Origin of the sequence: Hassallia byssoidea VB512170 (assembly GCF_000817785.2) — a bacterium.
Lineage (GTDB): Bacteria > Cyanobacteriota > Cyanobacteriia > Cyanobacteriales > Nostocaceae > Hassallia > Hassallia carrinoi.
This window is the reverse complement of the sequence record NZ_JTCM02000008.1, coordinates 12628-33969: the sequence shown is the minus strand read 5'-3', so window position 1 is coordinate 33969 and position 21342 is coordinate 12628. Positions and strand designations below refer to the sequence as shown.

Annotated in this window: 3 protein-coding genes; all 3 read left to right on the top strand. The window is 41.7% G+C overall.

The features are described from left to right. Nucleotides 1-254 precede the first annotated feature (254 nt). The 3 genes from PI95_RS06160 (at nucleotide 255) to PI95_RS06150 (ending at nucleotide 21275) form a co-directional block, all read left to right on the top strand. Nucleotides 255-827 carry an aspartyl/asparaginyl beta-hydroxylase domain-containing protein gene (locus PI95_RS06160; RefSeq protein WP_039753387.1) on the top strand — a complete coding sequence of 191 codons (573 nt, stop codon included), beginning with the start codon at nucleotides 255-257 and terminating at the stop codon, nucleotides 825-827. Between the two features lie 34 nt (nucleotides 828-861). Next, nucleotides 862-10086 carry a non-ribosomal peptide synthetase gene (locus tag PI95_RS06155; RefSeq protein WP_039753388.1) on the top strand — a complete coding sequence of 3075 codons (9225 nt, stop codon included), beginning with the start codon at nucleotides 862-864 and terminating at the stop codon, nucleotides 10084-10086. Nucleotides 10087-10250: 164 nt separating this feature from the next. Further along, nucleotides 10251-21275 carry a non-ribosomal peptide synthetase gene (locus tag PI95_RS06150; RefSeq protein WP_063842458.1) on the top strand — a complete coding sequence of 3675 codons (11025 nt, stop codon included), beginning with the start codon at nucleotides 10251-10253 and terminating at the stop codon, nucleotides 21273-21275. Nucleotides 21276-21342: the final 67 nt, after the last annotated feature.

The window sequence follows — 21342 nt, the reverse complement described above, 5'->3', positions numbered from 1 at the left end:
TTTCATGTCAAAAGAAAGATGAAAGCATTGCAATGCAACTGTTTGAGTCTTTAAAAGTCTTTATCCTCAAAAGGTATTCTCAATTAACTCAGCTTATTGAGTATGAATCTGAGACACGATTAACAAAACACTTATAAGTTTGCCAAAAAAAATATCCGTGTGTCAGTTAAAAGGGCAGAATGTGGATATTAAACAACTAAAGTTAATTTGTCAAGTAAACAATACCAATAAACAAAAAATAGGATACTGCAAAAATGTTTTTTGATAAGAGTGAGTTTGAATTTACCGCCACTTTAGAAGCCAACTGGTTAGTAATCCAAAAAGAGTTAGAGCAACTCCAACCAAAAAACTTTGTTGATTGGCCCGAAAAATATATTTACAATCAAGGTTGGGAAGTTTTTGGACTGTATGCTTTTAGTAATAGAATTGAGGAGAACTGCCGATTGTGCCCAGAGACAACTAAGTTAGTCGAGATGATACCGGGTATGACAACAGCGGGATTTTCTTCCTTAGCTCCAGGAACTTATATCGGTCCGCATTTTGGCGCTACTAAAGCGGTTTTGCGCTGTCATCTGGGTTTGATTGTACCAGATGAATGTGCCATCCGGGTAGACACTGAAACTAGAAGCTGGCAAGAAGGTAAGTGCTTAATCTTTGACGATACATTTGAGCATGAAGCTTGGAATAAATCTGACAAAACTCGAATTGTCTTACTCATTGATTTTGAAAGACCATCAACATTAGCCGAGCCATTTGAAATCAATGAATCGATTGATGAAGAGTATTGGTTGAAGATTTTGTCTCAAGCTGAACCTTCCTCTAATTAGTAAGATAAATTTTATTTATAAGAAATAAATATTTATGGAAGTTTACGTATTGCCTCTTTCTCTGGCTCAAAGGCAGATTTGGTATCAGGAAATAATCTGCCCTGGCAACGTTGCTTATAATATCCCGATCGCCTTACGTTTGATGGGCGATTTAGATCGCAAATCTTTAGAAGAGGCTTTCCGTAAAATTATCAGCCGTCATGAAATTCTCAGGACGACATTTGCCATAGAAAATGGCGAACCAGTTCAATTAATTCATGCTGAACAAAACTTTCATTTAGACCAGAAAGTAATTACATCACCTCTAGATGTTGAAAAAGAATTAGCAGCAGCATCGCGTCAACCATTCAACCTGGTAAAAGGTCCGTTGATGCGAGGAATTTTATATCAAATACAACCACAAGAGCATATTCTCTTGGTGAATCTGCATCATATCATCAGTGATGGTTGGTCGCTAGGAATATTTGTTAAGGAACTGACTCAATTTTATACCGCCTCTGTTGTCGGCTTGGAAGTATCTTTGCCGGAATTGCCAATTCAATACGGCGATTACGCAGAATGGCAGGAAACTTGGCTGCAAGAAGAATCTATTAAACAACAGTTAAATTATTGGGAAAAAGCGCTCTTCAAACCTTTGCCAGTTCTTGATTTACCTTTAGACAAATTGCGACCGGCATCACAAACATTTAATGGTGCAGTGTTGCGTGAACCTCTGCCAATATCTCTCACTTCTTCTGTTGCGGAATTGGCAAAAGTTGAAGGTGCTACCTTTTTTATGGTAGCATTGGCAGCGTATCAAATTTTGCTGAGTCGTTATTCCGGTGAAACGGATATTATAGTTGGGAGTGCGATCGCCAATCGCAGACGTAGCGAACTTGATAACCTCGTTGGTTGTTTTGTTAATACTTTACCTTTGCGCGGAAATCTTGACGGTAAACTCACTTTTCGCCAATTTTTGCGGCAGATATCGCAAACTTGCGTTGAAGCTTACGCGCATCAAGATGTTCCCTTAGAACTGCTGATAGAAAAACTAGAAATTAAACGCGATCCCAGCCGTTCTCCGATTTTTCAAACGCTTTTCGCTCTGCAAAATGCACCCATCGGTGAAATTGAGTTACCAGGACTCACCGTTACACCGATCTATCTTGATAACGGTGGAGCCAAATTTGACCTGAGTTTGATGCTAGAACCTCTTGGTGAGGGATGGCAAGCAGCACTGGAATATAACACAGACCTTTTCACTTCAGAAACAGCAAAGCGAATATTAACGCATTATCAACAACTGTTAACGGCAGCGATTAATACTCCTGATGTTGGCATTAACGCTTTACCGCTGTTAACCGCAAGCGATCGCCAGGAACTTTTGACTTTAACTGCATCAAAAACTTGTAAATTCGAGCCGACAAATTTAGTTGAACTTTTTATTAACAGCGCTCGCACTCATCACGATAGAATTGCTGTTAGCGCATCAGAAAAAAAATTAACTTATCAAGAATTAGACCAACGCTCTAATCAATTAGCTTATGTTTTACAACAAAAAGGAGTGCGTGCAGAAACGCGAGTAGGCATTTTTTTAGAGCGTAGTGAAGCGTTAGTAATTTCGTTACTTGCAGTTTTGAAAGCAGGGGGTACTTATGTACCTCTCGATCCCCAATATCCTCCAGACAGGCTGCGTTTTATTGCCGAAGACAGTGAAATTGCTCTTTTGCTGACAGAAGAAGCTTTAGTGGGCAACTTTCCTTTTTCGGTTGCGGAAATTGTGGTGATTGACAAAGTTGAACTTTCAGCAGACGTTAACTTTGCTTGCCAAATTCTGCCTACGCAAGCGGCATATATTATTTATACCAGCGGTTCCACCGGACAGCCAAAAGGTTGTCTGGTAACTCACAGCAACGTTGTCAGACTGATGCGGAATACTGAGGCTTGGTTTGGCTTTAATGAAAATGATGTGTGGACGCTGTTTCACTCGTTTGCTTTTGATTTTTCAGTTTGGGAAATTTGGGGAGCGTTGCTGTATGGCGGTAAGCTAGTTGTGGTTCCTTATTTAGAAAGTCGTTCCCCGGAAGCTTTTCGAGCTCTTTTGCTGCGGGAAAAAGTCACTATTCTCAATCAAACTCCTTCGGCTTTTCGCCAACTTATTCGCGCTGATGCAGAAGATAAATTAGTGGTTTGTGAATCAAAGGTTGCGGGGTTAAGTAACGAACCGCAGCGGAAAGTCCGAGCGGAGGTTTCCTCCGATCGGAACTTTCCAAGAGAGAGACGCGGAGAACACAGAGGAAGAGAAGGAGAGAAAGATTCTGAAAGTTGCTTTGGCAAATTATTAGGGTTGCGAGCGATTATTTTTGGTGGGGAAGCATTAGAATTACAAAGTCTCAAACCTTGGATAGAACGCTACGGTACAGATTATCCGCGTTTTATTAATATGTATGGAATTACGGAAACTACTGTTCACGTTACTTACCGTCGCATATTGTCAGAGGATATTCGGCAAAATCATGGTAGTGTCATTGGTGTACCTATCCCGGATTTATCACTTTATATATTAGATGAAGCGCTGGAACCGACACCTATTGGTGTTCCCGGAGAAATCTATGTTGGTGGAATGGGTGTTTCTAGAGGATATCTTAACCGTCCGAAACTAACCGCAGAAAGGTTTATTCCTAACCCTTTTAATAATTCAGAATTAGAATCACGGCTGTACAAAACTGGCGATTTGGCTCGACGTTTGCCTAATGGTGATATTGAATATTTAGGGCGTCGCGATTTGCAAGTGAAAGTACGCGGTTTTCGCATCGAATTAAAAGAAATTGAAGCGGCTTTAATAGCGTTACCACAAGTAGCAGAAGCTGTGGTAGTTACTCACTCTCAAACCGAAGAAGATAAACGTTTGGTTGCTTATATTGTAACCAACGGTTCGACAAATCAAAATCAGTTGCGAGCATTATTAAAAGAGCGTTTGCCTGATTATATGATTCCGGCAGCTTTGATGTTTATTGATGTTATGCCGTTGACCGCCCAAGGTAAAATTGATCGTAAAGGATTACCGGCTCCAGATTGGAATCAATCTACTGTTAGACGCAGCTTAATACCGCCGGAAACGATTGCGGAAAAGGTGATTTGTAGCGTTTGGGAAACAGTTTTAGGGCTGGATGCTGTAGGAGTTGAAGATAACTTTTTTGACTTGGGTGGTGATTCGATATTAGCGTTGAGAGTTGTGACAGAAATTCGCCGTCAAGGATGGGTATTAACGCCGAAAGAAATATTTCAAGAACAAACGGTAAAACGGCTGGCTGGAGTTGTGAAAATAATGCGTTCTCCAGTAGAGACACAGGTTATCGCGTCTTTACAAGGTGACGTTCCTCTGAGTCCGATTCAGCGATGGTTTTTTGCTCTCAATCTTCCCAATCCAAATCATTGGAATCAAGCGTTACTTTTGGAAGTTAATAAATCTTTAGAAGCGGCAACAGTTGCAGCGGCAATTAAAGCGATCGCAGTTCATCATGATAGTTTTCGGTTGCGGTTTGAAAAATCAGGTGTATGGCGACAGTTTTATAGAGAACAGGATGGCTTTTCTTTTGAAATTGTTGATTTGGCACTAGAGAGGGAGTTTGAGCAAAATGCTGCCATGCAGAAAGTTGGTGAAAGGTTACAGCGATCGCTTGATTTAACTAATGGCCCTCTTGCTCGTGCTGTCTGGTTTAATCTCGGAGAAAATCGCTTACCTCGACTCTTAATTATTATCCATCACCTAATTATTGATGGCGTTTCTTGGCGCATTTTACTTCAAGATTTAGTAGAAGCAATTAGCAACAACCAGCTAGAAAACGCAACATCATCTTTTCAACAGTGGAGTCAATTTCTACAAAATTTGGCGACATCTCCAGAAATTCAAGCACAAAGACAATTTTGGCTGGATACTCTCAAAGAAGAAACCGCTCTTATACCTTTAGATTTTGCCAATTCTCTAACAGAAAACTGCGAATCATCTGTTAAAACAGTTTCTCTAAAATTAACCAAAGAACAAACTAATATTTTTCTCACTAAAGCCAATAAAGCTTACCACACTCAACCCCAAGAGTTATTGCTTACCGCTTTGGCTAAAACCTTGAGAAATATTACTCAAGGACAAACACTGCAAATTATGATGGAAGGACATGGCAGGGAAGAGTTATCCTCTGACTTAGATATAACTCGCACTCTTGGCTGGTTCACCACCCTTTATCCGCTGCGTTTGGAAGTACAAAATGAAGACATTTTAATTCAAACCGTCAAAGAACAATTGCGTTCTGTTCCTCAACGCGGGTTTGGTTATGGTCTTTTAAGATACCTGCAAAACGATGACAGTTTAGCTGTTTCTTTACCTGCACAAATCAGCTTTAATTATCTCGGTCAAGTGCGAAACGAAAGCGGCAAAAATAAATTATTCCGCTTATTGAATGAAGACACAGAACCCGCACGAAATCCCGAAGGTTTGCGTCCGCATATAATTGATGTTCTCGGCATTGTCGTTGAAGGTGAATTGCGCGTTGATTGGTTGTATAGCAGCAATTTGCACGGCAAAGAAACAATTGCAAAATGGGCTGATGATTTTCAGCAAAACTTGCTGCAAATATTAACTCATTGTATGAAACCGGGTGTAGGTGGATACACTCCCTCAGATTTTCCCTTAGTTAGCATCAATCAATCTTCGCTAAATATACTGCAAGAGAAGTTTCCCGATTTAGAAGATATTTATCCGCTTTCCCCCTTGCAGGAAGGAATGCTGTTTCACACAATATATGACTCAGAAGATGCAATTTATTTTGAACAAGTAACTGGGAAAATTATCGGAAAGTTTGATGTTTACGCTTTTGCATTTGCTTGGCAAACAGTTGTGGAGAGACATCCGATTCTTCGCAGCGCAATGGAATGGGAAAACCAAGAAATGCCGCTGCAAATTGTGAGTAAACATGTCAAATTTTCTATTTTACAAAAAGATTGGTGCGATTTCTCGCCTACGCAGCAAGAAGATGAACTTAAGCAATATTTGATTGAAGATAGGAAAAATGGTTTTCTTCTAAATCAGCCTCCCTTGATGCGGTTTACCATCATCCGCTTAGATGATTCTACCTGGCAATGGGTTTGGAGCCATCACCATATAATCCTCGATGGTTGGTCATTACCAGTAATATTTAAAGAAGTTCTTGCTATTTATCAATCAACCATTCAGCGTGTTCCTCATTCTCTTGCACCCGTTCCACCTTATCGAAATTATATTCACTGGCTAGCATCCCGAAATCGCCAACAAGCAAAGCAATTTTGGCAAGAAACTCTGCATGGTATTTCCACATCTACTCGCCTATCTTGGCAACTACCAGAAGATAGAGAAATAGTTAAACCTGCTTATCAGGAAGAAGAATTACGCCTGAGTTCAGAAGAATTTGCATTATTACAAAAGATGGCGCAAAACCATCGATTAACTCTGAATACTCTCGCTCAAGGTGCTTGGGCACTTTGTTTGCAAAAACATGGGGCAGGAGAAGATGTAATTTTCGGCGTTACCGTTTCTGGTCGTCCGCCGGAACTGACCGAGGTGGAAAATATGGTAGGGTTATTTATTAACACTTTGCCGATGCGAGTTCGCCTCAATCCAAGTGTTACCGTCGCGTCTTGGTTAGAAAATATTCAGCAGTGCCAAGTGCAGATGCGGGAATACGAATATAGCAAACTAACGGATATCCAAAAAGAAATTCCACTGGCTGCGGGTGAATCGTTATTTGAAAGTATTTTAGTCTTTGAAAATTATCCGGTTGACAAAAGTTTAAAAGAGCAAGGACAGGATTTTCAAGTCGATGAAATCCAGTTTTATGAAAGAACTAATTACCCACTGACGGTGGGTGTGATTCCAGATAACGGACTGCTGTTGAAACTGAATTATCAAACAAAATTCTTGTCAGCAACAGCCGCGAAAACTTTGCTGGAACGCCTGCGAAATATTATGGTAAATTGGGCTTATCAGCCGGATGTTGCCTTAGGCGAAATTCAGATATCAGCAATCAATCAAGAAAATACCAATTCTCTTGATTGGGGAGATTTTCAACTTGCTCATCAGTTATTTGAAGAATCGGCAGATTTGCATCCAAATGCTGTAGCGCTAGTTTTTGAGGATGATGCAATTTCCTATGGCGAATTAGAAAAACGTGCGAATCAATTAGCCGCCATTTTAATATCAGCAGGCATCGGCAATGAATCAATTGTTGGGTTATATTTTAACCCCTGTATTGACTTTATCATTGCACTGATTGCCGTTTTGAAAGCGGGAGGAGCATTTCTCCCCCTTGATTGCTCTTATCCGGAAGCGCGGCTAAAATTCATTGTGGAAGATAGCCAAACCCACCTGATTCTGACAAATGAAATTCCTGCACCAGGATTATTCCCGGCTGATGTAAAAATTATACCTTTGTCAGGAATTGTAGAGACGCGATTAATCGCGTCTGTACCAAAGTCAGAAGACAGAATTATCCCCTCCTCCCCTCTGCCTCGCGCTAACCGAAAAATTAGACCGGAAAATCTCGCATACATTATTTACACCTCTGGTTCCACAGGAAAACCAAAAGGGGTTATGGTGACTCATGCAGGTATTCAGAATCTGGTTCGCTGTCAAAGTTCGAGTTTCAAAGTTACAGCAGAAAGTCGCGTTTATCAATTTGCTTCGCTGAATTTTGATGCGGCAATTTCTGAGATTTTTATGGCATTGGGTAGCGGTGCCACTTTATATCTGCAAGAAAAGGCGAATCGATCGCCTAGTTCTGCTCTTTGGTCTACTTTAACCGCGTGGAAAATTACTCATTTAACTCTTCCACCGTCGCTGTTAGCTGCTATGGAACGATCGCATTTACCAAAATTGCAAACTTTGATTGTGGCTGGAGAAGCGGCTTCTGGGGATTTGCTTAGACGCTGGGGTGGAGGGGAACGCTTTTGTTTTAACGCTTACGGACCGACAGAAGCGACTGTTTGCGCTAGTTTGATAAATTGTTCTGATTTAGTAGGTGAACCGAGTATTGGCAAAGCGATCGCCAATGTGGAAATGTACCTGCTAGACTCGTTTCTGCAACCAGTGGTTCCGGGTGTTACCGGAGAAATCTATATTGGTGGTATCGGTTTAGCACGCGGCTACTTAAATCGCCCTAATTTAACCGCTGCGGCATTTATTCCCCATCCCTTCGCCAAAGAACCGGGTGCTAGACTTTATAAAACAGGCGATCGCGCAGTTTACGATTTACAAGGAAACATCCGTTTTCTCGGTCGCCAAGACGAGCAGGTAAAATTTAACGGTTATCGCATTGAATTGGGGGAAATCGAAGCCGCTTTAACCAGACATGAAGCGATAGACAGTGCAGTGGTGATGCTGCGTCAAGACATGCCCGGACGCAAGCGATTGATAGCTTATGCCTTGACACCCCAAGAAAACCCACCAACGGCAAACGAATTACGAGATTATTTAGCAGAAATTCTGCCTGCTTATATGGTTCCGAGTGCAGTGATTTTGCTCAAAGAATGGTTGCTCACACCTAACGGTAAAATCGATCGCCAAGCCCTTCAAGCACCCGAACTGCCAACAAGCGAAGTTATACCAAAAAATGAAACAGAGGAGATATTAGGCAACATCTGGGCAGAAGTGCTGGGACTAGAAACCGTCAATTTGCATGATAATTTCTTCGAGCTTGGGGGAGACTCGATAATTAGCTTGCAAATCGTTTCTCGCGCTCGCGAGAAAGGATGGGAAATTAACCCCAAAGATATTTTTGAAGCGCAAACTTTGTCCCGACTGGCGACAAAAGCCAAATTATTAGGACAGCAAGTGGAAGTTATCGAACCGTTAACTGGAAACGTTTCTCTTGCTCCGATTCAGCATTGGTTTTTTGCTCAAAATTTGCCGCATCCACATTATTGGAACCAAGCAGTAGCAATTAGTTTAAACGAACCGTTGAACATCGATGCGCTCTTAGTTGCATTAAACGCTTTAATTGCCCATCATGATGTCTTTCGTTTGGGGTTCAGCGAAAATCAGGGCAACTGGGAGCAATTTTATACCGGGACTCCGGAAAGTCCTTCCTTGCGAATCGAAGATTTTAGCAAGTATCCACCTTCAACGCAACAACAAGCTTTAATGGCAATTGTCGAAGAAGAACATGGATGTTTCCAACTTGCTCATCCGCCATTGTTGCGGCTTTTGTATGTCAAAAACCTTTTGGAATACGGAAATATTTTGTATCTCTTAGGACATCATTTGATTGTAGACGGCGTATCCTGGCGGATTCTGATTGAAGATTTACACCAAGCTTACCAACAGGCGATCGCCTTTGTGCCGATTTCCTTACCTTTAAAAACATCCTCTTATCGACAGTGGACTAGTTCTTTGCAAACTTTAGCTGATTCTTTGGAAATTACAAAAGACATTTCATTTTGGCAAGAAATACTATCAACTTCTCTCACCCCATTACCTGTAGATTATCCAGTCAACCCTGGAAGCAATACGGTAGAAAGTGCAATCATTCAACCTTCCCAATTATCCCCAGAAGAAACCATTGCTTTGCTCAAACAAGCAACCGCTACTTACCATGCCGGTGTGCAAGAAATTTTGTTAGCAGCATTACTAAAAACCCTCACCGACACTTACAAATCAGATAATTGGCTCATCGATTTAGAAGGACATGGCAGAGAACAACTTGTCAGCGGACTGGATCTTTCAAGAACAGTCGGCTGGTTTACATCCTTGTATCCAATACTCTTGAAAAAACCTGCGGGAAATGCCCATCATGATATGTTACTCAAAGAAGTCAAAACACAACTGCGAGCCATTCCCCATTATGGCATCAGCTTCGGTTTGCTGCGTTATTTAAATCAAAATGAAACCCTTACCAATGTACAACAAGCCCCTATCAGTTTCAATTATCTCGGACAAATAGAGAGCTTATCAAAAAGCGATTTCAGCCTGAGTAATGCACCCACAGGAGTAGGATTGTTTCCCAAACAAGAACGACCTCATTTATTAGCAATTAATGCCCGTGTGCAGAGCGATCGCCTGCAAATAAACTGGACTTACAGCCAGCATATTCATCGTTCCCAAACTATCCATCATCTCGCAGAAAGTTATCTGAACAACCTACGTTTATACCTCGCAGATTCAACATCTACCAATTTTTATAGTGCTACTGATTTTCACTTAGTTGATTTGTCAGAAAGCGAACTGAATTCGATTATTGAAGATTTAGAATAATTGGTGCAAAATCATGAAAAAACGAACCGCCAAGACACCAAGAACACAAAGGAATAAGAGTTGCAGAGGGTTTTTGCGCTCATTCCTGATTTCTTTTCTTTCTTCTCTCCGTGTCCTCTGCGCCTCTGCGGTTCGTTAAAAAAAAATTATATAGGATTGTTATTATGAGCCTCAAAGATAAAATAGAAGATATTTTTCCCCTCACACCATTACAAAAAGGTTTACTTTTCCATTCCCTTTACGACCCCGAATCAGGTATTTATTTCGAGCAATTTCATTGCCGTTTAGAAGGCAACGTCTCTGTAATTGCCGTGCAGCAGGCATGGCAAACTTTAGTTGACCGCCACCCCATTTTGCGGACTGCCATCATCACCAAAGGGCAAAGCGAACCCGTACAAGTAGTATTTCGCAACCTGGCGTTTAACATAATAGAAGAAGATTGGCGCGGTCTGAGTAACTCGGCACAAGAAAACCGCCTTAAACAATTTTTAGAAGCAGACAGACGGCAGGGATTTATTCTCAATCGTCCCCCGCTGATGCGGGTAACTTTAATTCGTTTAGGGGAAGACTGCTGGCATTTAGTGTGGAGTCACCACCATCTTATTTTGGATGGTTGGTCTTGGCCCATACTACTGCGTGAGTTTTTATTGTTGCACAAAGCAGCTAAAGAAAATACCGAAATATCATTACCAAATGTGCGTCCTTATAGCGATTTTATCGCCTGGTTCAAACAGAAAAATCCCCAAGATGGCAAATCATTTTGGCGTGAATATATGGGCGGATTTGAAAGTGCTACTCCTTTGTTAATGATATTAAAAGCAAAGCAAAGTAGTGCTTTTGAAAGCGGAGAAATTAAACATGATTTGTCACCAGAAAATACTGCTTTATTGCAGAAATTAGCCCGCAATTGTAGCGTCACTCTCAACACGGTGATTCAAGGGGCTTGGGCTATTTTGCTCAACCGTTATAGCCGCAACGAAGACGTTGTTTATGGCATTACAGTAGCGGGACGTCCCCCAGAACTACCAGGGGTGGAAGGAATGATTGGTCCTTTCATTAATACTTTGCCGTTCCGCGTCTCTGTATCTGGGGAAAAAAGCCTTGATTCTTGGTTGCAAATGATTCAGGGGCAACAAGCTCAAATGCGTCAGTTTGAACATTCCAGTCTTTCAGATATTCAAGGTTGGAGTGATGTTCCACGAGGACAACCAATGTTTGAAAGTTTGCTTGCTTTTGAGAATTTTCCTGTTGATAAATCGTTAAAAGCAGCAGATTTTGGTTTGAATGTTCCGGAGTCATCTTTCTTGGAAACTACTCATTATCCCTTGACTTTAGTGGTGGTTCCGGGGGATGGAATTTCTTTGAAATTAAGTTACAATGCGGGTCGTTTTGATGCGGTGGGGATGAAACTACTGTTAGAGCAATTTTGCCATTTGTTGATTAATATGGCAAATAATGCTCAAGCAAGTTTGAAGTCTTTATCGTTAATTAAGAATGGGGAATGGGGAATTGGTAATGGGGAATTGGGAATTGGTAATGGGGAATCGGTAATTGGTGAGCAGTCCGTTGGGCGGCTCTGCCGACTTGTTCGCGCAGCGTCTCCGACAGGAGAAGGAACTGCGAACCCGGAGGGTAATAGGTCAATTACTATTAGAGAAATTTTTGCGGAAACTGTCAGGAAATATGGTGAACGCATTGCTCTGACTTTTGATGGTGAAAGCTTTACTTATGAAGAATTAGACCGACGTTCTAATCGTATCGCCCGATATCTGCATTCTTCAGGAATTGGTGCGGAAAAAAGAGTGGTGATTTGTTGCGATCGCTCTCCAGAATTGATTGTAGCTATGCTGGGTGTCGTTAAGGCGGGGGGTGTTTATGTTCCTCTCGATCCTGGTTATCCTAGCGATCGCATCGAATTCACCATTTCTGACTGCAAAGCAAAATTAATTCTCACCACAACAGCCATCAGTTCCCAGCTTCCAGACTTAACGCCGAAAATTTGTCTAGATGCGGAAGATGCACCATATCTGCATGAAAGCACTGCACCTTTGACACTAGAAGCTTTAGATCCCAATGCTGGCGCTTATATTATCTACACATCCGGCTCAACAGGCAAGCCCAAAGGAGTTTTAGTCACTCAGCACAACGTCACTCGCTTATTTAGCAGCACCCAGCACTGGTTTGAATTTAACGAGCAGGACGTTTGGACATTCTTTCATTCGTTCGCTTTCGATTTTTCTGTTTGGGAAATTTGGGGAGCTTTGCTTTATGGAGGGAGACTTGTTATCGTTCCTTATTGTATCAGCCGCGATCCGCAAAGCTTCCTTGAGTTGATTCAAGATGAGAAAGTTACTGTCCTCAATCAAACTCCTTCAGCTTTTGCTCAGTTATTAGCCGCAGAATCGAGTAGAGACAAAGTTTCCCTGTCTTTACGCTACATCATTTTTGGCGGCGAAGCGCTGAATCTGCCAAGTCTACGTCCGTGGTTTGAGCGTCATGGGGAAAATCAGACGCGCTTGGTGAATATGTACGGAATTACAGAGACGACAGTTCATGTAACTTACAGACCGATTAGCAAAAAAGATATAGAAAAATCTAGCAGTTTGATTGGTGAACCGATTCCCGATTTACAACTTTATGTAGTCGATCCTGATGGTAATCTCCTTCCCCCAGGAGTTATTGGTGAAATTTATATTGGAGGTGCGGGAGTTACTCGTGGTTATTTGAATCGAGCAGAATTGACCGCAGAAAAGTTTGTTCAAAATAAATTCTCAGTAGATTCTCCAGAGCGTTTGTATCGCAGTGGCGATTTAGGTCGCTTTCTTCCTAACGGTCATTTGGAATATCTGGGACGCATAGATTACCAAGTAAAAATTCGTGGTTTCCGGATTGAAATCGGCGAAATAGAAACTGCTATTTCTCAATTTCCGGATGTGCAGGAAACTATTGTTTTAGTGGATTCTGATGCCGAAACTAATCAAAAACGGTTAATTGCTTATGTAGTTTGTACTCCTGAAAAACAACCAACCATCGAAACGTTGCGAAATCATCTTCAGCAGCGTTTGCCAGATTACATGATACCGTCGCAGATTGTTTATTTAGAAAGATTTCCCTTAACACCCAACGGCAAAATTGATCGCAAAGCGCTTCCCGCACCGGAAACTAAACGAGAAAATCTCGAAGTTGCTTTTGTTCCTCCCGCTACACCAATCGAGGAAATTTTAGCTGACATTTGGCAACAAGTTTTAGGGATAAATCGCGTCGGAAGATTTGATAATTATTTTGTTTTGGGTGGCGATTCTATTCGCAGTATTCGAGCTTGTTCTTTAGCGCAAGGGTTGGGATTAAACTTAAAATTAGAGCAAATTTTTGCTCATCCTGTGTTGTCAGATTTAGCGGCATTGCTGGCAAAAACAGAAGTAGGAGAAAGCAATAATATTGATGAAAAACCCTTCGCCTTAATTTCACCAAAAGACCGAGACAAGTTGCTTGATTGGGCTGAAGATGCCTATCCCTTGGCACAACTTCAAGCGGGAATGCTTTTTCATGGTGAATATTCAGAAGTATCTACAACTTACCATGATGTTTTCAGTTTCCGCATTCGCGTACCTTTTGATTTGAATGTTTGGGAACAAGCTTATACTCAGATGTTTGAAAAACATCGGGTATTGCGGACGGCATTTTATTTAGGAGAATTCAGCCAGCCGATTCAGGTAGTTGTGAAAGATGTACCTGCACAAATTATTTTTAACGATTTAACTGCTTTATCGGCATTAGAACAAGATGAGTATCTGAAAACATTTATTGCCGAAGAACGAGAAAATCGCTTCGATTATAAAAGCGCACCGTTGATACGTTTTCATATTCACCTGCTTGATGAAAACGTGATGCAAGCAAGTTTTACTTTGCATCATGCGATTATGGATGGATGGAGTTTAGCCAACTTTTTGGCAGAATTAACAGGGTTGTACCTTCATTTACTTGACAGGGGTGTGCCTGTACCACTGCCTGCACCTGCTTTGCAATACTCCAAATTTATCGCTTTGGAAAAGCAGGCTCTTGATGATGCAAATCAGCGCGAATTTTGGCAAAATAAACTGGCGGGAGTTTCTTTCACCAAACTGCCACGTTTGCCTGTGATGATGCCAGTGGCACTGCCAAGGATGGGTAAATTTGATATTACTTTACCAGAAATAATTTCCGGCGATTTAAAAGCTGTATCTCAGCAGTTGGGTGTACCTCTGAAAACGTTATTGTTAGCAGTTCACCTGCAAGTTATCGGTTTTTGCTGTGGGGAAACAGAAGTAGTTACCGGATTGGTGAGTAACGGTAGACCGGGAGAAACTGATAGCGATCGCGTTTTAGGACTCTTTTTAAATACATTACCATTGCGCTTGTCATTATCAAAAAATTCTTGGGTTGATTTAATTGCCGAAACTTGGCTTGCTGAACAAGAATTGATGCCTAATCGTCGTTTTCCTTTAGCAGAAATTCAGCGTTTGCAGAAGTCTCAAAATTTGTATGAAACTTCGTTTAATTTTGTCCACTTTCATGTTTATCAAGGCTTGCTAAATTGGCGGAAAGTAGAATTAATTCAAGCGGAATCTTTAGATGAAACAAATATTCCTTTTGCCGTCAGTTGGAATGAGGAAGTAAACGCGGTAAATCTTTCGTTTAATATTACTTATGACCGCCAGCAATTTGATGATACACAAATAGCTAAAATTGCTAATTATTATCAAAGAGCTTGTGCAGCGTTAATTGCTAATCCTCAGGCAAAACCAACAGCAGAATTGATGACTCAGGAAGAAATTAAAGAAATTTTCTTCCAGGAAGAATCTTCTTGGCAACCTACTGAATGGGTGCATGAAATTTTCGCCCAACAAGCAGCAAACAATCCTCATTCTATTGCGGTTATCTGCGAGAAAGAAAGTTGGACATATGCCCAATTGAACCAAAAAGCAAATCAGTTGGCGCGATTTTTAGGCGATAAGCGAAGCGCAACGCGGGTACGCGATCGCGCTATTGACAATCAGCCAGTGGGTATTTGTTTGAAACGTTCCCTAGATATGGTTTGTGCGATGCTTGCGGTTCTGAAAGCGGGTGGCTGTTATGTGCCGATTGACCCTGATTATCCACCTGTCCGCATCCAGTCTATGCTGGAAGATGCGAAAGTTAGTCTGTTGCTGACTCGCTCTGATTTAGAAATCCCAAATTTTGCGAACGTTGACACCCAAATTCTCTGCATTGATGCTTGCAGAGAAGAAATTGCTCTGCAATCTTCCCAAAACTTAGAAATTCCGATTTTCAGCGAAAATATCGCATATATCATATTCACCTCTGGTTCCACCGGACGACCAAAAGGAATTGCGATTTCTCACCAAGCTTTAGCACAGCATCAAGCTTGGTTTTTAGAGACGTTTGCAGTTAATAGTGCCGATGTTGTGCTGCAAAAGACACCATTTAGTTTTGATGCTTCGGTGTGGGAATTCTGGACACCTTTAATGGTGGGAGCCAAATTAGTGATGGCAAAACCGGGAGGTCATCAAGATCCAGCGTATTTGGTGAAAATTATCCAGGAGGAAAATGTCACCTTGCTGCAATTGGTGCCGAGTCTTTTAGAAATGCTTCTAAAGGAACCGGGATTTTCTCAATGCTTCAGTCTTCGGATGGTTTTCAGCGGTGGTGAAGCACTGAAAAAGCGAGTTTGGGATTTTCAGAAAATGGCGATTCCTTTAGTGAATCTTTACGGACCTGCGGAAACAACTATTGATGTCGCTTTTTATCGTTGCGATGGCAGCGAAATTACTGATAAAATTCCGATTGGCAAAGCAGTCACCAACACTCGTTTGTATATCCTCAATCCCGATTTTGAACCTGTGCCCATTGGCACACCGGGAGAGTTATTTGTAGCTGGCTGTCAATTAGCTCGCGGTTACTGGAATGCTCCAAGTATAACCGCAGAAAGGTTTTTGCCCGATTTATTTGCGGAAAATGCAGGCAGTCGGATGTATCGCACAGGCGATCGCGCTCGCTATTTACCCAACGGCAATATTGAGTTTTTGGGACGTTTCGATCAACAAGTAAAAATACGCGGTTTCCGCATAGAAACAAGCGAGATTGTTACAGCATTAGAAAAGCAATCTTGGGTAGTTCGTGCTGTCACTAAAGCAGTTTCTACTAGAGAAAAACCGAATCGACTGATTGCTTACTTAGAACTAAAAGCACCTCCCTCCAACTGGCAAACATTGCTGCGATCGCAACTACGCGAGACTCTCCCTGATTACATGATTCCATCTTTGTTTGTCAGTCTCGATGCTTTGCCGTTACTACCAAATGGTAAAATTGACCTTAACGCTTTACCCCATCCTGAAGAGGAAAATATTGTTGTTCGCGAATATATTTCTCCGCAAAACGAAATAGAAAATATCCTTACTCAACTTTGGGGGCAAGTACTGCAAGTATCTCGTGTGGGGATTAAAGATGACTTTTTTGAGTTGGGAGGAGACTCTATCCTTTCTTTACAAATTATTGCCAAAGCGCGGGATTTGGGACTTTATTTTACTCCCCAAGATTTGTTTAACAATCCCCAAGTAGAAGCGCTTGCACCTTATGTGAAAACAGCAGCAATACCCAATTATTTATCAATTCCTGAAGGCAGTGAAATACCGCTGACTCCTATACAAAATTGGTTTTTACAACAGCAATTAGCGCATCCAGAATATTGGAATCAGGCGATTTTGTTGGATGTAAAACCGGAATTGAATGCGGCAGAATTTCAAACTGCTTTAAGTCAAATTGTCGCAATTCACCCAGCTTTTCATCTGCGATTTTATCAAACTGAAAACGGCTGGACGCAACAATTAGGCGATAATGGTAATGTTTTCAAGTTAGATATCGTTGATTTGACTGCGATTCATAAAGAGGAATTATCGGAAAGTTTGAGTGCGATCGCTACTCAGTTTCAGGCTCAACTTGATTTAGCAAACGGGCTTATTTTTCGCGCTGTTTATTTCCAAACTGAGGAAAACACAGCCGATAAGCTACTACTAATTATTCATCATCTCATCGTTGATGGTGTTTCTTGGCGCGTCATTTTGAAAGATTTAGCTGTCGCTTGTGATGCTTTGCACAAAAATCAGGAAATTTATTTATCTGCTAATAATGTAGGTTTTCCGCAGTGGAGTCACCATCTACGTACTTTAACTGAAAATTCCGATTGGGAAAAAGACGTTGCATTCTGGACAACGCAACAGATATCTAATCCAGATATTCCCCTTGATTTTCCTGAAGCTATAGCAGATAACAAAGAAAGTTCTACCACTCAAATTGAGTGCAATTTCACCAAAGATGAAACCGACATTCTGCTTTATGAACTGCCGCGCACCCGCAAAGTTAGGATTCAGGAAGTTCTTTTAGCAGTTCTTTTACAAGTAGTGACAGAGTGGACGGGTGAATCAGAGATATTAATTGCCTTAGAAAGTCACGGACGAGAAAGTGATTTTACTACCATTGACGTTAGTAACGCTGTCGGCTGGTTTACATCTCTTTTCCCTTGCAAATTGAAGAAAACAACAAGCGATTTGTTGGGCAATTTGGAAAGCGTTAAAGAACAGTATCGCAACTTGCCACACAACGGTTTATCCTATGGAATCCTCAGTCAAAAACCAGAATTATCTGCGATTTTACCGAAAAGTCCTGAAGGAATTCTCTTTAACTATCTGGGGCAATTTGATGATAATTTCTCCCAAACAGCAGCTTTTACTCTTGCTGCTGAAGATGTGGGAATCTCTCGTCATCCAGAAAATCGGCGTGCTTTCCAACTAGAAATAACTAGTTTAATTGCTAACGGCAAATTACAAATGCGGTTTGGTTTCAGTCAAGCTTTGCATCGAGAAGAAACTATTCGTAGTTTGGCAGATAGCTTTTACAGACATTTGCAGATGTTAGCAACCAACCGCACGCAAGAATACAGTTGGACACCTGCGGATTTTCCTTTAGCAGCGTTAAATTCTGAACAATTGGCTATTGCTTTAGCAGGAACTACCGATGTAGAAGATATTTACCCGCTATCTCCTGTTCAGGAGGGAATACTTTTCCATGCAAACTATGAAGCTGAAAAAGACCTTTATTTGCAACAGGTGACGGGTGAAATTGAAGGAATTTTGGATGTAGAGACTTTTAAAACAGCTTGGGAATGCTGTATAAACCGCCATCCCAGTCTGCGTGCTACATTTGTTTTGGGCGATTTACCCCGACCGTTGCAGCGAATTCATAGCCGCGTAAATTTGCCTTTTGTCTGTGAAGATTGGCGCGAGTATGATGCTGATGAAGTAGCAGAAAAATGGTCAATTCTGTTAGAAACAGACCGCAAACAAAGCTTTTCCACAGAAACACCTTTATTGATGCGGATGACTTTAGTGAGAACCCAAGAAGAGAAATGGCAATTTCTCTGGACTCACCATCATATACTTTTAGATGGCTGGTCATTACCGCTAGTTTTCCGTGATGCGATCGCCTTTTACCAATCTGATAAACAGCGCCCAAATTTGCCCCAAGCACCCGTTTACCGCGATTTTATTGCTTGGTTGCAACAAAAAGAATCTGCCTCAGCAGAAGCTTTCTGGCGGCAAGAATTGAGCGGTTTGCAGTCAGCCACTAGTTTAAATTTAACAAAATCCTCAACACAAGCGTCCGATTATCAAATTTGCCAAACTACCCTCAGCAATGAGATTTACGCTCAACTAAAGACATTTGCCCAAAGAAATCAAATAACGTTAAATACCCTGATTCAAGCCGCTTGGAGCATCCTCTTAAGTCGATATAGCAACTCTGATGATGTAGTTTTCGGTGTCACCGTGTCGGGACGTGTGCCGGAATTATCGGGTTTTGCAGAGATGGTGGGTTTATTTATTAACACTTTGCCCTTACGTGTAAAATTGAATCCGGCAACGCCTTTTAAACAATGGTTGCGTTCATTGCGCGATCGCCTCTCTTCCATCAATCAATATTCATTCAGTCGTTTGGTAGATATTCAAGGCATTAGCGACATTAAGAGAGGAGAACCGTTGTTTGAATCCATCGTGGTTTACGAGAATTATCCAGTCGAAGAAAGTCTGCGGCAAAATCCTGGGGAATTAGCGATACATTCGGTGCAATCTCTAGAAAAAAATAATTATCCCGTCAGTCTCTACGTCTTGCCAGGAGAAGATTTAACCCTGAAAATTGCTTCTCAAAACAATGTTGGTGGGGCAATTCAACACCTAACGCAAATTTTGACAAAATTTGTCGAAGAACCGCAATTTATCGGTGAAATTAATTTGCCGATCGCCAAACGAAATTATCTGCAAACAGCTTATCCCGAAATCACCGTACATGAGTTATTTAGTCAGCAAGCACACTCTACTCCCGACGCACCCGCAGTTCTCATCGGTGCGAATTGGCTAACCTATGAGGAATTAGAACGCAAATCCAACCAAGTTGCACACGCACTATTGCAACTCAATGTCACGCAAGAAACATTGATAGCAGTTTGCCTCGATCGCCACGCTAATTTGCCGATCGCGCTTTTAGGTATTATGAAAGCGGGTGCAGCCTATTTACCGCTCGATCCTGGCTTTCCGCGCGATCGCCTCGAATGGATGCTTGCAGATAGCGGTGCTGCCATTATTGTTACAGAAGATAAAATCGCTGCCGAACTGCCAGAATCGTCAGCAACCCTTCTGCTACTAGATGCAGTTTCGCAACAATCAGATACAGCACCGCCTATTTCCACTGAAAATAACCAATTAGCTTACGTTATTTATACCTCTGGTTCCACCGGACGACCCAAGGGAGTACAAATTCAGCATCAGTCTGTGGTTAATTTCCTCCTTAGTTTCCGCGAAAAACTGCAAATTACTGCTGCTGATACGCTCGTTGCAGTCACCACACTTTCTTTTGACATTGCTGGATTAGAGCTATTTTTGCCATTAATTAGCGGTGCGCGGTTAGTTGTGGCTTCCCGTGAAACAACACGGGATGGATTTAAGTTAGCTCAATTGTTGCAAGAATCGCAAGCAACGGTGATGCAAGCAACTCCAACAACCTGGAGATTGCTTTTAACAGCGGGTTGGAAACCAAACAATTCTTTTTGCGCTCTCTGCGGTGGGGAAGCGATGCCAGTTGAGTTAGCAGCGTCTCTCCTCGATAAAGTTGATTTGTGGAATGTTTACGGACCAACGGAAACTACAATTTGGTCTGCGGTTAAAAAAATTAAGCAAAAAGAAGATGCACTTTCTATCGGTCGGGAAATTGCCAACACATCTATATATATTCTCGATAATGCCGATAATCCCGTTCCCGAAGGAATTATGGGAGAGTTGTTTATCGGGGGAATCGGACTAGCACGCGGTTATCGGCAAAAAGCTGCGCTGACAGCAGAACGATTTGTTCCCCACCCTTTTTCAAAAGAACCAGGTGAACGACTTTATCGTACCGGAGATTTGGCGCGTTGGTTGCCAAATGGCGAAATCGAGTTTTTGGGACGTTCCGATTACCAAGTCAAAATACGCGGTTTCCGCATCGAACTGGGAGAAATCGAAGTTGTTCTCGAAAGTCATCCAGCGATCGCGCAAGCAATTGTCCAAGTTATTGGGGATACTCAAGTCGATAAAAAGCTCGTTGCTTATTTGGTAGTCAAATCTGATGCCGAAAAACTGACTATCGAAGCTCTTGCTTCATATATCTTAACAAAACTTCCCGATTATATGCTGCCGTCCGCTTGGGTATTTCTCGATGCCATGCCTCTGACACTCAATAATAAAATAAATCGGCGTGCATTGCCTGCACCATCTCAACAAAACGACCTTGATTATACAGCGCCGAGAAATGCGATTGAAGAAGCATTAACTTATATTTGGCAAGAACTTTTGCCAGTCGAAAGAGTGGGAGTAACAAACAACTTTTTTGAACTTGGGGGACATTCTCTCTTAGCTGCCCAAGTTCACGCTCGAATTAGAAAAGTATTTTCCATCGACCTAGCATTACGCGAACTTTTTGAGACCGTAACGATTGAGAAAATGGCAGAACTTCTGGTGACGCGAGAAACTTTAGAGGGACGCACCCTTAAGATAGCCAAAGCATTTTTACGCTTAAAACAAATGACACCAGAAGAAAAAGCCAGATTGCTTCAACAAAAGCGCAAATAAAGCGAAAATCTTTCTTTTTAGCCTCTTCTTTGCGCCTTTGCGCCTTTGCGTGAGGCAAAAAATTATT